Annotated in this window: 12 protein-coding genes; 8 read left to right on the top strand and 4 right to left on the bottom strand. The window is 75.0% G+C overall.

The window, feature by feature from the left end; all coding sequences use genetic code 11:
* Positions 1–62: 62 nt before the first annotated feature.
* The 4 genes from ACIGHB_RS30425 (at position 63) to ACIGHB_RS30410 (ending at position 5,914) form a co-directional block, all read left to right on the top strand.
* Entirely contained in the window at positions 63–713 is a 651-nt protein-coding gene (locus ACIGHB_RS30425; RefSeq protein ID WP_189851994.1) for a thymidine kinase, read from the top strand.
* 159 nt (positions 714–872) lie between these two features.
* Positions 873–3,527 (top strand): YfhO family protein, encoded by a 2,655-nt coding sequence (locus ACIGHB_RS30420; RefSeq protein ID WP_399917552.1) that lies wholly within the window; start codon positions 873–875, stop codon positions 3,525–3,527.
* Positions 3,528–3,590: 63 nt separating this feature from the next.
* Positions 3,591–4,556, top strand: coding sequence for a glycosyltransferase family 2 protein (locus ACIGHB_RS30415; RefSeq protein ID WP_399917550.1), 966 nt, complete (start codon positions 3,591–3,593; stop codon positions 4,554–4,556).
* Positions 4,557–4,558: 2 nt separating this feature from the next.
* Positions 4,559–5,914, top strand: a complete 1,356-nt coding sequence (locus ACIGHB_RS30410; protein WP_360318167.1) for a polysialyltransferase family glycosyltransferase — start codon at positions 4,559–4,561, stop codon at positions 5,912–5,914.
* A gap of 84 nt (positions 5,915–5,998) precedes the next feature.
* Here the strand turns inward: ACIGHB_RS30410 and ACIGHB_RS30405 are convergent, their stop codons facing one another.
* Positions 5,999–6,772: a VOC family protein gene (locus tag ACIGHB_RS30405; protein ID WP_360318164.1), complete on the bottom strand. Its 774-nt coding sequence runs from the start codon at positions 6,770–6,772 to the stop codon at positions 5,999–6,001.
* 159 nt (positions 6,773–6,931) lie between these two features.
* Between ACIGHB_RS30405 and ACIGHB_RS30400 the strand changes: the two genes are divergently transcribed.
* Positions 6,932–7,759 (top strand): sulfurtransferase, encoded by an 828-nt coding sequence (locus ACIGHB_RS30400; RefSeq protein WP_399917546.1) that lies wholly within the window; start codon positions 6,932–6,934, stop codon positions 7,757–7,759.
* 67 nt (positions 7,760–7,826) lie between these two features.
* Here ACIGHB_RS30400 and sepH read toward each other — a convergent pair whose 3' ends face one another.
* Positions 7,827–8,885 (bottom strand): septation protein SepH, encoded by a 1,059-nt coding sequence (sepH, locus tag ACIGHB_RS30395; protein ID WP_360318158.1) that lies wholly within the window; start codon positions 8,883–8,885, stop codon positions 7,827–7,829.
* Between the two features lie 378 nt (positions 8,886–9,263).
* Between sepH and ACIGHB_RS30390 the strand changes: the two genes are divergently transcribed.
* Positions 9,264–10,343, top strand: coding sequence for a hypothetical protein (locus ACIGHB_RS30390; RefSeq protein WP_399917544.1), 1,080 nt, complete (start codon positions 9,264–9,266; stop codon positions 10,341–10,343).
* A gap of 7 nt (positions 10,344–10,350) precedes the next feature.
* Here the strand turns inward: ACIGHB_RS30390 and ACIGHB_RS30385 are convergent, their stop codons facing one another.
* Both ACIGHB_RS30385 and ACIGHB_RS30380 read right to left on the bottom strand, forming a co-directional pair.
* Positions 10,351–11,688 (bottom strand): D-arabinono-1,4-lactone oxidase, encoded by a 1,338-nt coding sequence (locus tag ACIGHB_RS30385; RefSeq protein WP_399917542.1) that lies wholly within the window; start codon positions 11,686–11,688, stop codon positions 10,351–10,353.
* Positions 11,630–12,889: an MFS transporter gene (locus ACIGHB_RS30380; RefSeq protein ID WP_360318152.1), complete on the bottom strand. Its 1,260-nt coding sequence runs from the start codon at positions 12,887–12,889 to the stop codon at positions 11,630–11,632. The genes ACIGHB_RS30385 and ACIGHB_RS30380 overlap by 59 nt, the downstream gene beginning before the upstream one ends.
* A gap of 159 nt (positions 12,890–13,048) precedes the next feature.
* On the opposite strand from ACIGHB_RS30380, the gene ACIGHB_RS30375 reads away from it, so the two are divergent.
* Positions 13,049–14,176: a ferrochelatase gene (locus ACIGHB_RS30375; RefSeq protein ID WP_399917539.1), complete on the top strand. Its 1,128-nt coding sequence runs from the start codon at positions 13,049–13,051 to the stop codon at positions 14,174–14,176.
* Positions 14,177–14,187: 11 nt separating this feature from the next.
* Positions 14,188–14,997 carry an inositol monophosphatase family protein gene (locus ACIGHB_RS30370; RefSeq protein WP_399917537.1) on the top strand — a complete coding sequence of 270 codons (810 nt, stop codon included), beginning with the start codon at positions 14,188–14,190 and terminating at the stop codon, positions 14,995–14,997.
* The last annotated feature ends 152 nt before the right edge of the window (positions 14,998–15,149 follow it).

The raw sequence follows: 15,149 nt of genomic DNA, 5'->3' as shown, positions 1-15,149 counted from the left end.
ACCCGGCCCCGCCCCACCCGGCCCCGCCCCTCCACCCCGACCCGAAAGGTCCCCGACCCGTCATGCCCGAGCTGGTGTTCTTCTCCGGAACGATGGACTGCGGAAAGAGCACGCTGGCTCTCCAGATCGCGCACAACCGCGACGCTCGCGGCCTCCAGGGCGTGATCTTCACCCGGGACGACCGGGCGGGCACCGGCAAGCTGTCCTCGCGGCTCGGCCTGGTCACGGAGGCCGTCGAGGCGCCGGAGGGCATGGACGTCTACGCCTACCTGGTCGACCAGCTCTCCCAGGGCGGCAAGGCCGACTACGTGATCGTCGACGAGGCGCAGTTCCTCGCCCCGGCCCAGATCGACCAGCTCGCGAGGATCGTCGACGACCTCGGGCTCGACGTGTACGCCTTCGGGATCACGACCGATTTCCGCACCAAGCTCTTCCCCGGCTCGCAGCGTCTGATCGAGCTCGCCGACCGGATCGAGCAGCTCCAGGTCGAGGCGCTCTGCTGGTGCGGCGCCCGCGCCACCCACAACGCCAGGACCGTCGGCGGCCACATGGTCGTCGAGGGCGAGCAGGTCGTCGTCGGCGACGTGAACACCGCGGCGGAGGTCGTCGGGTACGAGGTGCTGTGCCGCCGCCACCACCGCCGCCGGATGACGAGCGCCAGCAGCCGGGCGGCCTCCCTGTCGCCCGACGTGCTGCCCGTCACGCCCGCCTGAGGCGGCGCCCCGAGGGGTGACACCGGGTGTTCACCTGCGGGCTGCCGGGAGATCGCCGGGTGATCCACTTCGGGACGCCCGAACCAGGAGTAATGGGTCCGTCCCGCCGTGCGATCGCCGCGGGTGATCGACGAGAGCCCCGCGCTCCCTGGAGGACCCGTGCCACCCGCCGCCACACCCGCGCCCGTATCCGACCGGGACGGGGCGCGGGGCGGCCCCCGCCCGATCCGCAACCCGCTGCTCCTCGCGCCGGCCGGCGCCGGACTGCTCACGGCGGCCGTCTTCCTGCTGGCCACCGCGCTCGCCCGCAGCCACCCGCTCGGCCCGTACACCCGGAACGTCGTCGACCTGGGCCAGCAGTACCTGCCGTACCACGCCTACTGGCGCGCCTTCCTGCTCGGCGACACCCACGGCGACGCCTTCCTCAACTGGAACTCCGGCTTCGGCGCGAACTTCCTCGGCGACATCGGGACCTATCTGAGCAGCCCCTTCTCGCTGCTCGTCGTCCTCTTCCCGGCCGACCGCCCGGAACTCGCGCTGTACGTCATCACCGCGCTCAAGATCGCCGCCGCGGGCGCGGCGATGGCCGCCCTGCTGATCCGGCTCCGGCCGCCCGTCCGCCCCGGCCCGTGGCCGCTCGCCTCCCTCCTCGGGGCCGCTTACGCGCTCTCCGGGTGGACCTTCAACCACGGCGCCTCGGTGCCCATGTGGCTGGACGGGCTCATCGCCTTCCCGCTGCTCTGCCTGGTGGCGGAGTGGGCGAGGAACGGGCGGCGGCCCGTTCTCGGCCCGCTGGTCGTCGCCGTCGCCTGGATCGCCAACTTCTACACCGCCTACATGGCGACCCTCGGCGCGGCGCTCTTCCTCGCCGTCCGGCTCCTCACCGCCGACCCCGACGGGACGCCGCGCCGCCGGCTCGCCGCCCTGCTCCGCGCCGTGTGGACCGTCGGCGTCGGCGTCGGGCTCGCCGCCCCGCTCGTCCTCGTGGTCTTCCGTGGGACGAAGTACGCCGACCCGACCCCCGAGACCGTGTTCGCCCCCGCCACCTGGGCCGAACTGCTCGGCCGCCTGCTGCCCGCCACCGCGAACGTCGCCACCCCGGCCCTCTTCATCGGCACCCCCGCGCTGCTCCTCGCCCTCACCCTGCCCTTCCACCGGGCCGTCGCCGCGCGCGTCCGGATCGGCTGGACGGCGCTGATCGTCCTGGTGACGCTCTCGCTCCAGTGGGGACCCACCCACCTGCTCTGGCACGCGGGCGCCTCGCCCAACGGCAACCCCTACCGCCAGACCTTCGTCCTGTGCGGCCTGCTCCTCGTCGCCGCGTGGCTCTCCGCCGCCGCGGGACCGCCCCGCCCGGCCGCGCTGCTCGGCGCCGCCGTACTCCTCGGGGCGTTCGCCCTCGCGGCCCGGGGCAGCGGCGACATCGACGCCTGGACCTACCCGGCCGCCGGCACCGCCCTCCTGCTCGCCCTCGCCGCCGCACTCCTCGCCCTCCGCGCCACCCGCGCGGAACCAGACAGGCCGGCGGCGGTCTCCCGCGCGCTGCCCGTCGCCGCCGCCGTGCTGCTGCTCGCCGCCCAGGCGGGCGAGACCGTCGTCGGCGGGATGCGCGTCGAGCAACAGCAGCGCGCCGACGTCGCCTGGTCGCCCCGGATCGGTCCCTGGCAGCGGGCGGTGGCCGCCGAGGTGGCGCGGGCCGACGCCTGGCCCGCGTACCGCACCGACCCGGGCCCGCTGCCCGGCGGCAACGAACCGCTGCTCCTCGGCGGCGAGGGCGCCGACGCCTACTCCAGCCTCACCACCGAGAACACCTCGCGGACTCTGGACTCGCTCGGCTTCGGCCACTACGCCAAGGGCCGGCACCCCGAGACCCTGGACAACCCCGTCACCGACGCGATCTTCTCCATCGGCACCCGAATCCGCTCCGAGGCCACCGCTCCGGTACGCCAGGACGCCGCGCCCGACGGCACCGCGACCGCCGCCACCACCCCCGTACCGCCGCTCGTCACCGTCCACCCCGCAGGGAACGCCACCGTGGACCCCGAGGAGTCCGCCTTCCGCAACCAGGAACTCCTCCTCGGCTCCTCCGTCTACACCCTGCCCGCCGTGCGCCGCACCGGCGCCACGCTCACCGCCCGCTGCCCGGCCGGCACCGAGGTCTGGTTCTGGGCGCCCGAGTACAAGGGCACCGCCGCCCTCACCGGGGCCGCCCCCGCCGACTTCGACGGCCGGCCGCCCGCCGTGCGCGCCGCCATGCGAGCCCTCGGCACCGTCCCGCCCGGCGGCGCCGTCCGCGTCGAGCTGGCCACCGACCGGAAGATCACCCTGCCCCGGCAGCCCGTCGGCTGCCTCGACCGCGCCCGGCTCGCCGGCGCCGTCGAGCGGCTCACCGCCACCGGCGCCACCCGCGTCACCACCACCGGCCACACCCTCACCGCCGAACTGCCGCCCGGCAGCACCGGGGTCGCCGTCGTCGCCGTCCCCCGCGCCACCGGCTGGCGGTGCGCCGCCGGCGCCGCCGAACCCGTCTCCGCCCGCTCCCACCGGGGCCTGCTCGCCGTCCCCCTCGACGGCCGTGCGACCAGCGTGACCTGCTCCTTCAGGCCCCCGGGCGTCCGGCTCGGCGCCGCGGCCGGCGCCACCGCGCTCCTCGCGCTGCTCGGCACCGCGCTGCTCGCCCGGCGAGCCCGGCGCCGCGCACGACGGTCGGAGGACGGTTCGCCCGAGGGGCGCCAAGAGTTCACCGGCCGTCCACGCGAGGCTCGTTCGAGCGGCCGGGACGCCGATTACGCTGCCCGCCGTACCGGCGCCTGACAGCCCGAAGACACCCCCGATTCCATCCGTGTCCGCCTCCGATCCAGTGTGGGGATTCTCCGCGTGCCCAAACTCTCCGTCGTCGTCCCCTTCCACAACGTCGGGCCGTACGCCCCCGACACCGTGCGCAGCCTCGCCCGCAACGCGGACCCGGACTTCGAGTTCCTGCTGATCGACGACTGCTCCACCGACGAGACCCCGGACGTCCTCGCCCGCTGGGAGGACCGGATCCCGAACGCCCGGGTCATCCGCCACGAGACCAACCTCGGCGTCGCCCAGGCCCGCAACACCGGCATCGACGCCGCCACCGGCGACTACCTCACCTTCCTCGACGGCGACGACTGGTACGCCCCCGGCCACCTCCGCGCCGCCGTCGACGGCATCGAGCGCCTGGGCGTCGACTTCGCCCGCACCGACCACGTCCTCGCCGAGGGACGCAAGCGGAACATCAAGTACGCCCCCGCCAAGGTCCGCGACGCCGCCATGGACCCCCGCGACGGCATCGCCCCGGCCAGCATGATCACGATGGTGGACTACCCCTTCGTCCCCTTCGGCGTCTACGGCCGCACCCTCTTCGAGAACGGCGAGTCCCGCTTCGAGACCAAGCTGCGCACGGCGGAGGACCGGCTCTGGGTCTGGCGCCTCCACCTCAAGGCCCGCACCTACGCGGCGCTCTCCCTGCACGGCGTCTTCTACCGGCGGGGCGTCACCACCTCGCTCACCCAGATCAGCGACAACCGCCAGCTGGACTTCATCCCGTCCTACGACCTCCTCCTGGAGGAGGTCTCCCGCGACCGCGACGCCGACCGCTTCCTGCCGAAGGCCGTCCGCACCTACTGCGCCATGATCGCCTTCCATGTGAACAAGGCCGGCAAGTACGAGCCCGAGGTCGCCGAGCGGCTGCGCACCGACGTCGCCGACGCCCTGCTCCGCATGGACCAGGACGTCCTCGAAGAGACCCTCGCCACCATGGACACCCCCCGCGCCACCCTTCTGCGGAGCCTGCGCGAGACCGGAAGGACCTTCTGATCATGACCACCGACACGGCCACAGGACCGCTCCCGGTCCAGATCTTCCAGGTCTCCACCCTCTACGGGGCCGCGACCGTCGCCGCCGCCGTCGACGCCGGCCTGTACGGCGCCCCCGGCGACGCCCGCCGCCTCCTGCTGCTCTCGCACAACGCCGAGATCCCGGAGACCGCGCTCCGCCTGGAGAGCATGACCGGCTACGCGCGGATCGCCGCCCGCTTCGACGGCGTCCTCGACTGGAACCGGACGATCCACCCGTACCACCCGGCCGCCTGGGCCCCCCGCCCCGAGGAGACCCCGCTCTGGCAGCGGGTGCTGCGCACCGCCTGGGACCTCGGCACCGCCCGCGTCGAGCTGATCGTGGAGTCCATCCAGGTCAACCCGGCCAAGGCGCTCGGCGCCTGCTTCCCGGAGAGCTCCGTCGAGGTGTACGCGGACGGGCTGATGAGCTACGGCCCCACCCGCACGGACGTCGCCCAGTCCCTCGCCTGCCGCATCCGCCGGCTCCTCCACCTCGACCTGGTGCCCGGCCTGACCCCGATGCTCCTCACCGAGTACGGCATCCGCTCCGAACTGGTGCCCGACGCCGCCTTCCGCGCGGTCCTCGCCGAGATCGCCGCCGACGCCGGGGACGACCCGGCCGTCGCCGCCGCCGTGGCCGCCGAGCCCACCGCGCTCCTCCTCGGCCAGTACCTCGCCGCACTCGGCCTCCTCACCGTCGAGGAGGAAGAGGAGACGCACGTGCGGATGCTCCGCGGCGCCGCCGCCCTCGGCCACACCTCGATCGTCTTCAAGCCGCACCCCACCGCGCCCGCCGGCTACTCGACCGTCCTCCAGGAGGCCGCGGAGGAGGCCGGGGTACGGCTCACGGTGCTCGACGTGCCGCTGCTCGCCGAGACCTTCTACGAGCGGTGCGAGCTGCGGCTCGTCGTCGGCTGCTTCTCCACGGCGATGCTCACCGCCGCCGTCTACTACGGGGTGCCCGTCGCCCGGGTCGGCACCGAGGAGCTCCTGGAACGCCTGACGCCCTTCGAGAACAGCAACCGGATCCCGCTCACCGTGGTCGACCACCTCGTCCCCGCCCTGGAGGGCGAGGAGGCGCCGGCGGTGCCGGGGCCGGCCCCGGACTCGCTCGCCCCGCTCGTCCGGGCGGTCGGCTACTGCATGCGGCACAAGGCCCACCCCGGCCTGCGGGCCGAGACCGAGCTGTACCTGGCGGCGCACCACGACGACCCGGCGGTCGCCCACCACTTCGGCACGGTACGCCTCACCCAGCTGGGCCTTCCCGGCGCCGTCCCCGCCCCCGCGCAGGCCGCGCCCGCGCCACGCCGCCGCGGCCTGGTCCGGGGCCGCCGCTGACGACCCCGGGGCCGTCACCGGCGCCTCCAGGGCTGTCGCCGGCGCCTGCGGGGCCGTCTCCGACGCCTCCGGGGCACGGCGCCGTCAACGGTCGCGGGACCTCACGAGGGTGAACACCGCGCCCTCCGGGTCCGCGACCAGGGCGAGCCGCCCGGCGGTGCCGTCCCGGGGCGGCCGGAGCACCCGGCCGCCCAGCTCCGCGACCAGCCGGGCCGCCGCGTCCGCGTCGTCGACCTCGAAGTACGTCATCCAGTGCGGGCCCCGGTCCCGGGGCAGCTCCTCGCCGAAGCCGTGGAGCGAGGCGACCGGGCGCCCGCCCACGTGCAGGGTGGCGTAGTCGAAGTCGGCCGAGACCACGGGCTCGACCTCGTACCCGAAAACCGTCCGGTAGAACTTGCCGACCGTGGCCGTCTCGTACGTGAGCAGCTCGTTCCACACCGGCGTCCCGGGCGGTCCGGCGAGCGCGGTGCCGTGGTGGGCCTCCGCCTGCCAGACGCCGAAGACGGCCCCGGCCGGGTCGGCGCAGATGACCATGCGGCCCGCCTCGCCCGCGTCCAGCGGGCCCACCGCGACCGTCCCGCCGCAGCAGCGGACGGCCTCGGCGGTCTCGTCGGCGTCCGGCGTGGCCAGGTAGGTGGTCCAGGCGATCTCCAGGTGCCGGTCCGGGGGCAGCTGCCCGATGCCGGCGACCTCCTTGCCGCCCAGCAGCGCCCGGGCGTAGGGGCCGAGCTGCTGCGGGCCGGGCACGAACTCCCAGCCGAAGAGTGCCTGGTAGAACTCCTGCGTCGCGTCCATTCCGTGCACCATCAGACTCACCCAGCAGGGTGTACCCGGGCTGCGCCGAGCCGCCTCGGTCATGGTCACTCGCTCCTCGGCCCTGATGGTGTCACCGTGCCCGCGGCCGTGGATCCGCCGGACCGCGCACGGCGCGCCCCGGTCGCACCCTGCCTGGCGCGATCCTTCGGGAGGACGCCGGGTCCGTCCCCGTCGCGGGCATGGCTGCGCGAGGATGGCCCCATGAAGCCCATCATCTCCGCAAGGGAACTCGTGAGCGAGTCGGCGGGGGACCGGCCGCCGGTCCTCCTGGACGTGCGCTGGACCCTCGGGGGGCCGCCCGGCCGCCCGGCGTACGAGGCCGGCCACCTGCCCGGCGCCGTCTACGTGGACCTCGACACCGAACTGGCCGGCCCGCCCGGGGAGGGCGGTCGGCACCCGCTGCCGGACCCTGAGGTCTTCGGGGCGGCCATGCGCCGGGCGGGCGTCCGCGCCGACCGCCCGGTGGTGGTGTACGACGGCGGGCTCGGCTGGGGCGCCGCCCGTGCCTGGTGGCTGCTGCGCTGGGCGGGTCACCCGGACGTGCGGGTGCTCGACGGGGGTCTGGCCGGCTGGCCGGGGGAGCTGTCGGCGGAGGTGCCGGAGCCGGAGGCGGGCGACTTCACGCCGAAGCCGGGGGCGCTGCGGCTGCTCGACGCGGACGAGGCGGCGGCCCTGGCCCGCTCGGGACTGCTCCTGGACGCCCGGGCCGCGGAGCGGTACCGGGGCGACGTGGAGCCCATCGACCGGGTCGGCGGCCACATCCCGGGAGCGTACTCGGCCCCGACGACGGAGAACGTGGCCGAGGACGGTCTCTTCCTGCCGGCGGGCGCGCTCCGCGACCGGTTCGCGGCGCTGGGCGCGACGGAGGCGGGGGAGGTCGGCGTCTACTGCGGTTCCGGCGTCTCCGGTGCCCACGAGGTGCTGGCCCTGGAGCTGGCCGGCATCCCGGCGGCCCTCTACGCCGGCTCGTGGTCGGAGTGGTCCTCCGACCCGTCCCGCCCGGTGGCCACGGGCCCGGATCCGCGGTAGCCGGCAGGGCGGCGGAGGGGCCCGCACCGGCTCGGCCGGTGCGGGCCCCTCGCGTACGCCCGTGGCGTCAGTCCTGCTTCTTCCTGCGGGTGCCGAAGACGATCTCGTCCCAGCTGGGGACCGCCGCGCGGCGGCCGGGCCGGACGCCGTCGGCCTCCGCCTGCCGGTCGGTGGCGCCGTGCAGCCGGTCGCGGTGGCCGGAGACGGAGCGGGGCATGAGGACGTCGGCGTAGGCCGCGCCCGCCCCGGCGGAGGCGGCGGGAGCCGGCGGCTCCTCCGCCTCGACCTCGTCGGAGGGCTCGGTGTCGGGCTGCTCCGGGACCACCAGGTCGCCGCGGAAGCTCGGCACCGCTTCCAGGAGGCTGGTGAGCGAGTCCCGGTCCTCCTCCGGCTCCGGCTGCGGGGCCGGGGCGATCCGGTCGAGCTGCCGGTCCAGGGCCCGGTCCAGCGGCCGGTCCCGGGGCAGCCGGGCGATCCTCGGTACGAAGGGGAAGCTCGGCTCCGGCGCGGCGGCGAGGGTGTCGTCGGTCTCGCCGATCAGCGCCCGCGCCTCGTCGTCCACGGCCTGGACGAGCCGGCGGGGCGGGTCGTACGTCCAGCTGGCGGTGTGCACCTCGCCGGCGACCCGGTAGACGAGCAGCACCTCCCAGGTGCCGTCGTCGCGCCGCCAGGAGTCCCACTGCACGGTGTCCTTCTCGGCGCCGCGCAGCAGCAGCCGCTCCTGCACCGCCTCGCCGAGCTGCGGCCCGCTGTTCTCGCCGGGCCGGCGCACCGGGGTCTTCCGGGCGCGCTCGGCCATGAAGGCGCGCTCGGCGAGCACGGGGCCCTCGAAGCGGCGGACGCGGTCGACGGGGATGCCGGCGAGCTGGGCGACCTCCTCAGCGGAGGCACCGGCTCGTATCCGGGCCTGGATGTCGCGGGGGCGGAGGTGGCTCTCGACCTCGATCTCGATCTGTCCGAGGCGTGCGCGGTCGTTGCGCACGGCGGCCCGGAGGCGCTCGTCGATCGGAAGCGTGTACTCCGTGCTGTCGGCAGCCTTGAGCACCAGTCGTGTGCCGTCGTTGGAGACGGCCACGACACGCAGTTCGGGCATGGGGACCTCCCGGGTGGTGCCTGCCGACGTCACGTGCGTCGCTGCTTCCGCTAGTCGAGTGTGGCCTGCCCGGGTGCAGCCTGCCACTACCTTGCCGAGTTGCCCGGCGTGTCGGGCGTGGACCCTGGTCCGCCGTTATGGCACGGTTACCTGTTCACTACCCGGAGTGACTGGGCGTCACACTGGGTAGCGGTTCCGTTCCCGGGCGCCCCGGAAGGCGTCCGGACCCAGGGTTCGTCAATGTACTCCATTCGGGCCACTCGGGTGGACCGGCGCGCCGCCCAACTTCTCGGGGTGCGCGGGAGTTGGGCCCCCGTGCCTATTCCTCCCGCGTGGCACTCTTCACAGAACCCCCTGAACCGGAACTATTCGCTTCGCATATCTGTCCCTTCTGGGTGCACGGTGGAACAGATGACCAGGCAGAGGGTGGAGATGCGTCACAGGCAGCCGACCGACACGGACGAACCGGAGATACGGGCGCCGGAGGCCCGAGGAGAGGCCCCGGACCCCGGTCCGGAGGAGGACGGGCAGCGGCGGAAGGTCGACCTGAGCGTCCCTCAGGTGGCGGGCAGTGCCGTCGCCGCGGTGATCGCGGCCAAGTTCGCCTCCACCCTCGGCGTCTACGGCACGATCCTGGGCGCCGGTGTGATCAGCGTCATCGCCACCTGCGGCGGCCCGCTCTTCCAGCTGCTCTTCTCCCGCACGGGCGAGCAGGTGCGGGACGCGACCGCCGCCGCCAAGCCGAAGGCGCGTCAGGTCCCGTCGCCCTCCCCGGTGTCTCCGGTGTCCCCGGTTCCCGAGGCGCGTCCCGCGGGCGACCGCCACACCCTGATGCTGGGCACCGTCCCCGGGGCGGCGGCGCCGTTCCCGTACGACGAGGAGTTCGGCGCGGCGACCACGCACGGCACCCGGCTGCGCGGCTGGAAGCGCCCGATGCTGGCCGCCGCGCTGGTCTTTGGCGTCACCATGGGCGGCATCACCGCCTACGAGCTGGTCTCCGGCGAGGACTTCAGCGGCACCAAGGGCACCACCACCTTCGGCTCCGTGGTCCGCGGCGGCGGGGACGGCGGCCGGCAGGACGCCCCCGAGGAGCGGAAGCAGCAGGAGCAGCAGCAGGAGCAGGAACAGCAGGAACGCGGCCAGGACGAGGACCGGGAGCGGGGCCAGGAGCCGCCGACGCCGGCGCCGAGCGGCACCCCGGGCGGGGACACCGGGGAGGGCGCCGGCACGGACCCGGTAGCCCCGCCCACCGGTGCCACGCCCGACCCCGGGGACGGAACGCCGAGCGGCGACCCCACGACCGGGCCCACCCCGGACCCGACCGGCTCCGACGGCGGCGGTACGCCCCCGACGCAGGAGCCCGTGGAGCCCACGGCCCCGACGACGGGCCCGACGGCCCCGGCGACGCCGCCCGCCCCCACCGAGGACCCCGGCACCGGACCGGCCCGCCAGGGTGCCCCCACGGCCCCGTCCGGCGCCACCGCCGGGTGACCGCCCGTCAGTCGCCCAGGACCCGCCGCAGGTAGTCGTTGGCGAAGCGGCGGTCCGGGTCGAGCCGGTCGCGCAGGGCCGTGAACTCGGCGAAGCGCGGATAGACCTCCGCCAGGTACGCGGCGTCCCGGGTGTGGACCTTCCCCCAGTGCGGCCGGCCCCCGTGGGCCGTCATGATGCGCTCCACCGCGGTGAAGTACCCGCGGTGGGGCGTTCCCTTGTACAGGTGCACCGCGATGTAGGCCGTCTCCCGGCCGGAGGCCGTGGAGAGCGCGATGTCGTCGGCGGGCGCGGTGCGCACCTCCACCGGGAAGCTCACCTTCAGCGGCGAGCGCTCCACCATCGCCTTCAGCTCGCGCAGCGCCGTGGTCGCGGCCTCGCGCGGCAGCGCGTACTCCATCTCCAGGAAGCGGACCCGGCGCGGGGAGGTGAAGACCTTGTAAGGGATGTCGGTGTACGTACGGGCCGACAGGGCGCGGCTGGAGATCCGGGCGATCGCCGGGATCGCCGGCGGCACCGCGCGGCCGAGCGAGCAGGCCGCCTGGAAGACCCCGTTGGAGAGGAACTCGTCCTCGAACCAGCCGCCGAGGCGGGGCAGCGGGGCGGCGGGTCCCGCGCTGCGGTTGTTGCGCTTGGTGTTGCAGTTGTCCGTGTGGGGGAACCAGTAGAACTCGAAGTGCTCGTTCTCCGCGTGCAGCTCGTCGAACTCGGACATCACCCGGTCGAAGCGCATCGGCTCCTCCCGCGCGGTGAGCAGGAAGACCGGCTCGACGGCGAAGGTGATCGCGGAGACCACGCCGAGCGCGCCCAGGCCGATCCGGGCCGCCGCGAAGACCTCGGGATTCTCCTTCTCCGAGCAGGTCATCAGGGTCCCGTCGGCCGTCACCAGCTCCAGGGCGCGGATCTGGGCCGCGATCGAGGCGGAGTCGCGGCCGGTGCCGTGGGTGCCGGTGGAGACGGCCCCGGCGACCGTCTGCTCCATGATGTCGCCCATGTTCGTGAGCGACAGGCCCTCCCGGGCCAGCGCCACGTTGAGCCGCTTGAGCGGAGTGCCCGACTCCACCGTCACGGTCATGGCCGCGCGGTCGATCCGGCGGATCCCGGTGAGGAGCTCCGGGCGGACCAGGACGCCGTCGGTGGCCGCGATCGAGGTGAAGGAGTGGCCGGTGCCGACCGTCTTCACCCGCAGCCCGTCCCGGGCGGCCCGGCGGATCTCGGCGGCCAGCTCCTCGGCCGAGGCCGGGCTCACCTCCCGGACCGGGCGGGAGGTGACGTTCCCCGCCCAGTTACGCCACGGGCTGCCCGCCGTCCTGGCGCGCCCCGGTCCCGCTGTCCACGTGCTCATCTCGCCCCTCCCGGTCCGTCGCCGGCGTGCGCAGCCGGCGGTGGCCGAGGACGGCCACCACGACCGCGAGCGCGCCCGAGACGACGGGCACCACGTACGCCGACTCCGCCCCCGAGGCGTCGACCACCCAGCCGGCGGCCGAGGAGCCGAGCGCGACGCCGACGGCGAGGCCGGTGCCGGTCCAGGTCATGCCCTCGGTGAGCTGGGTGTGCGGTACGTGCTTCTCGACGAGGGCCATCGTGGTCACCATCGTCGGCGCGATGGAGAGGCCCGCGACAAAGAGCGCCACGGCCAGCAACGGCAGGTTCCCGGCCAGTAGGAGGGGGATCATACTCACGGCCATGGCGCAGACGCCCAGCAGCCAGCGGCGGGACGGCTCGCCCTTGAGGTGCAGCAGCCCGAAGACCGCGCCGGCCAGGCAGGAGCCCAGCGCGTAGACGGCGAGGACCAGGCTGGCGGCGGCCTTCTGGCCGCGCTCCTCGGCGAAGGCGACCGTCACCACGTCCACCGAGCCGAAGATCGCGCCGGTGGCGACGAAGGCCAGGGCGAGGACCTGGAGGCCGGGGGAGCGGAGCGCCGACGGGGTCTTCACGGAGGGCTGCGGGTGGGGCTCCGGCTCGGTGTCCCGCTGGGCGGTCAGCCAGAAGACGCCGATGGCGAGGAAGACGCCGGCCAGCAGCGGGCCCGCCTCGGGGAACCAGGTCGTCGACAGGCCGATGGAGATGATCGGGCCGAAGATGAAGCACACCTCGTCGACGATCGACTCCCACGAGTACGCGGTGTGCAGCGACCGCGCGTCGCCCCGGTAGATGCCCGCCCAGCGGGCCCGGGTCATGGCCCCGACGCTCGGCACGACGCCGATCACGGCCGTGAAGGCGAAGAGCGTCCAGTCCGGGGCCTTCTGCTGGACGCAGAGCAGCAGTCCGGCGGCGGCGACGAGGGAGATCAGGGTCACCGGGCGGAGCACCCGGCGCTGGCCGTACCGGTCGACGAGGCGGGAGACCTGCGGGCCGAGGACGGCGGCGGACATCGCCAGGGTCGCCGAGAGCGCGCCGGCCAGGCCGTACCGCCCGGTGACCTGGGAGATCATCGTGACGATGCCGATGCCCATCATGGAGAGCGGCATCCGGCCGAGGAAGCCGGCCACGGAGAACGAGGTGGTACCGGGCGCCGAGAAGATCGCGCGGTAGGGACTGGCCAAGGTGTTCTCCGGCTGTGCGACGCGGCGTGCCGTCCGCGCACGGCGGTCAACACGTGTAATTAACAGCTAAAGCCTAAGGGTTCGAAGCCCTCCGGTCACCCCCGAATTCCGGACGGGCCGCGCCCCGGGCCGCCGCCGGCGGGTGGCAGGATCGGGGCCATGTCCGATCAGCACGATCCCGCCCCGTACGACGCCCTGCTGCTGCTCTCCTTCGGCGGCCCCGAGGGCCCGGACGACGTCGTCCCGTTCCTGGAGAACGTGACGCGCGGCCGCGGCATCCCCAAGGAGCGGCTCAAGGAGGTGGGGCAGCACTACTTCCTCTTCGGCGGCGTCAGCCCGATCAACGGCCAGAACCGCGCGCTGCTCGACGCGCTCCGGGCCGACTTCGCCGGGGCCGGCCTCCGGCTGCCGGTCTACTGGGGCAACCGGAACTGGGCCCCGTACCTCACCGACACCCTGCGCGAGATGGTCCACGACGGGCGCCGCCACATCGCCGTCCTGACCACCAGCGCGTACGCCTCCTACTCCGGCTGCCGCCAGTACCGCGAGAACCTCGCCGACGCGCTCGCCGCCCTGGAGGCCGAGGGCCTGCCGCTGCCCCGCGTCGACAAGCTCCGCCACTACTTCAACCACCCCGGCTTCGTGGAGCCCATGGTCGAGGGCGTCCTCGCCTCCCTCGCCGAGCTCGACGACACGGCCAGGGCCGGCGCCCACCTCGCCTTCACCACCCACTCCATCCCGGACTCCGCCGCCGACTCCTCGGGCCCCGTCGCCGACCACGGCCCCGGCGGCGCCTACGTGAGGCAGCACCTCGACGTGGCCCGGGTCATCGTTGACGCGGTGCGCGAGCGGACCGGCGTCGACCACCCCTGGAAGCTCGTCTACCAGTCCCGCAGCGGCGCCCCGCACATCCCCTGGCTGGAACCGGACATCTGCGACCACCTGGAGGAGCTGCGCGAGGCCGGCGCCCCCGCCGCCGTCATGGTGCCGATCGGCTTCGTCTCGGACCACATGGAGGTCCTGTACGACCTCGACACCGAGGCCACCGCCAAGGCATCCGAGCTGGGCCTCCCGGTCCGCCGCTCCGCCACCGTCGGCGCCGACCCCCGGTTCGCCGCCGCCGTCCGCGAGCTGGTCCTGGAACGCGCCGCCGCCGAACGCGGCACGCGCGCGGAGCGCTGCGCCCTCGGCGCCCTGGGCCCCTCCCACGACCTCTGCCCGATCGGCTGCTGCCCGGCCCGCGCCGAGCGCCCCGCCGCCGCCGGCGCCGACAGCCCCTACGCCTGAGGAGCCACGCCGTGACCCCCGCACCCGCCCCCCCGCTCGCCGAACTGCTCGACCTGGCCCTGGAGGCCGCGCGGCGGGCCGGCGCGCTGCTGCGCGACGGCCGGCCCGAGGACCTGGCCGTGGCCGCCACCAAGACGAGCGCCATCGACGTCGTCACCGAGATGGACATCGCCGCCGAGAAGCTGATCACCGGCTTCCTCGCCGAGCACCGCCCCGAGGACGGGCTGCTCGGCGAGGAGGGCGCCGCCACCCCCGGCACCAGCGGCGTCCGCTGGGTCATCGACCCCCTCGACGGCACCGTGAACTACCTCTACGGCCTGCCGTCCTGGGCCGTCTCCATCGCCGCCGAGTACGAGGGCGAGACCGTCGTCGGCGTCGTCGAGGCCCCCCTGCGCGGCGAGACCTTCCGGGCCGTCGTCGGCGGCGGCGCGTACCTGGGCGAGCGCCGGCTCGCGGTCCGCGCCGCGCCCCCCTTCGACCAGGCCCTGCTCGGCACCGGCTTCGGCTACGTGCAGACCCGCCGCGCCCGCCAGGCCGAGGTCGTGCGGGAGGTCCTGCCGCTGGTCCGGGACATCCGGCGCGGCGGCTCGGCGGCCATCGACCTGTGCGACGTGGCGGCCGGCCGGCTCGACGCGTACTACGAGCGCGGCCTCAACCCCTGGGACCACGCCGCAGGGGCCCTCATCGCCCGCGAGGCGGGCGCGCGCACCGGCGGGCGTCCGGGACAGCCCGAGTCCGGCGAACTGGCCGTGGCGGCCCCCGAGGGCCTTTTCGGCCCCCTCCAGGAACTGCTGGACCGGCTCGGCGCCTGGCACGACTGAGACCGGCCCCCGGACACGGCGGTGGCCCCGAGCCGCCCCGCGCCCGGGCCCCCCCCCCGCCCACCCCGGGGGGCCCCGGCCCGCAGGCGCGCGGCGCCCCCGGGAGCGCGGCCGCCACCCCCGGCGCCGCGGCCCCCCCCTGGAGGGACACC

Source organism: Streptomyces sp. NPDC085460, from assembly GCF_044541975.1.
In the GTDB taxonomy this organism is placed as follows: Bacteria; Actinomycetota; Actinomycetes; order Streptomycetales; family Streptomycetaceae; genus Streptomyces.
This window is presented reverse-complemented; position numbering and strand designations above follow the sequence as displayed.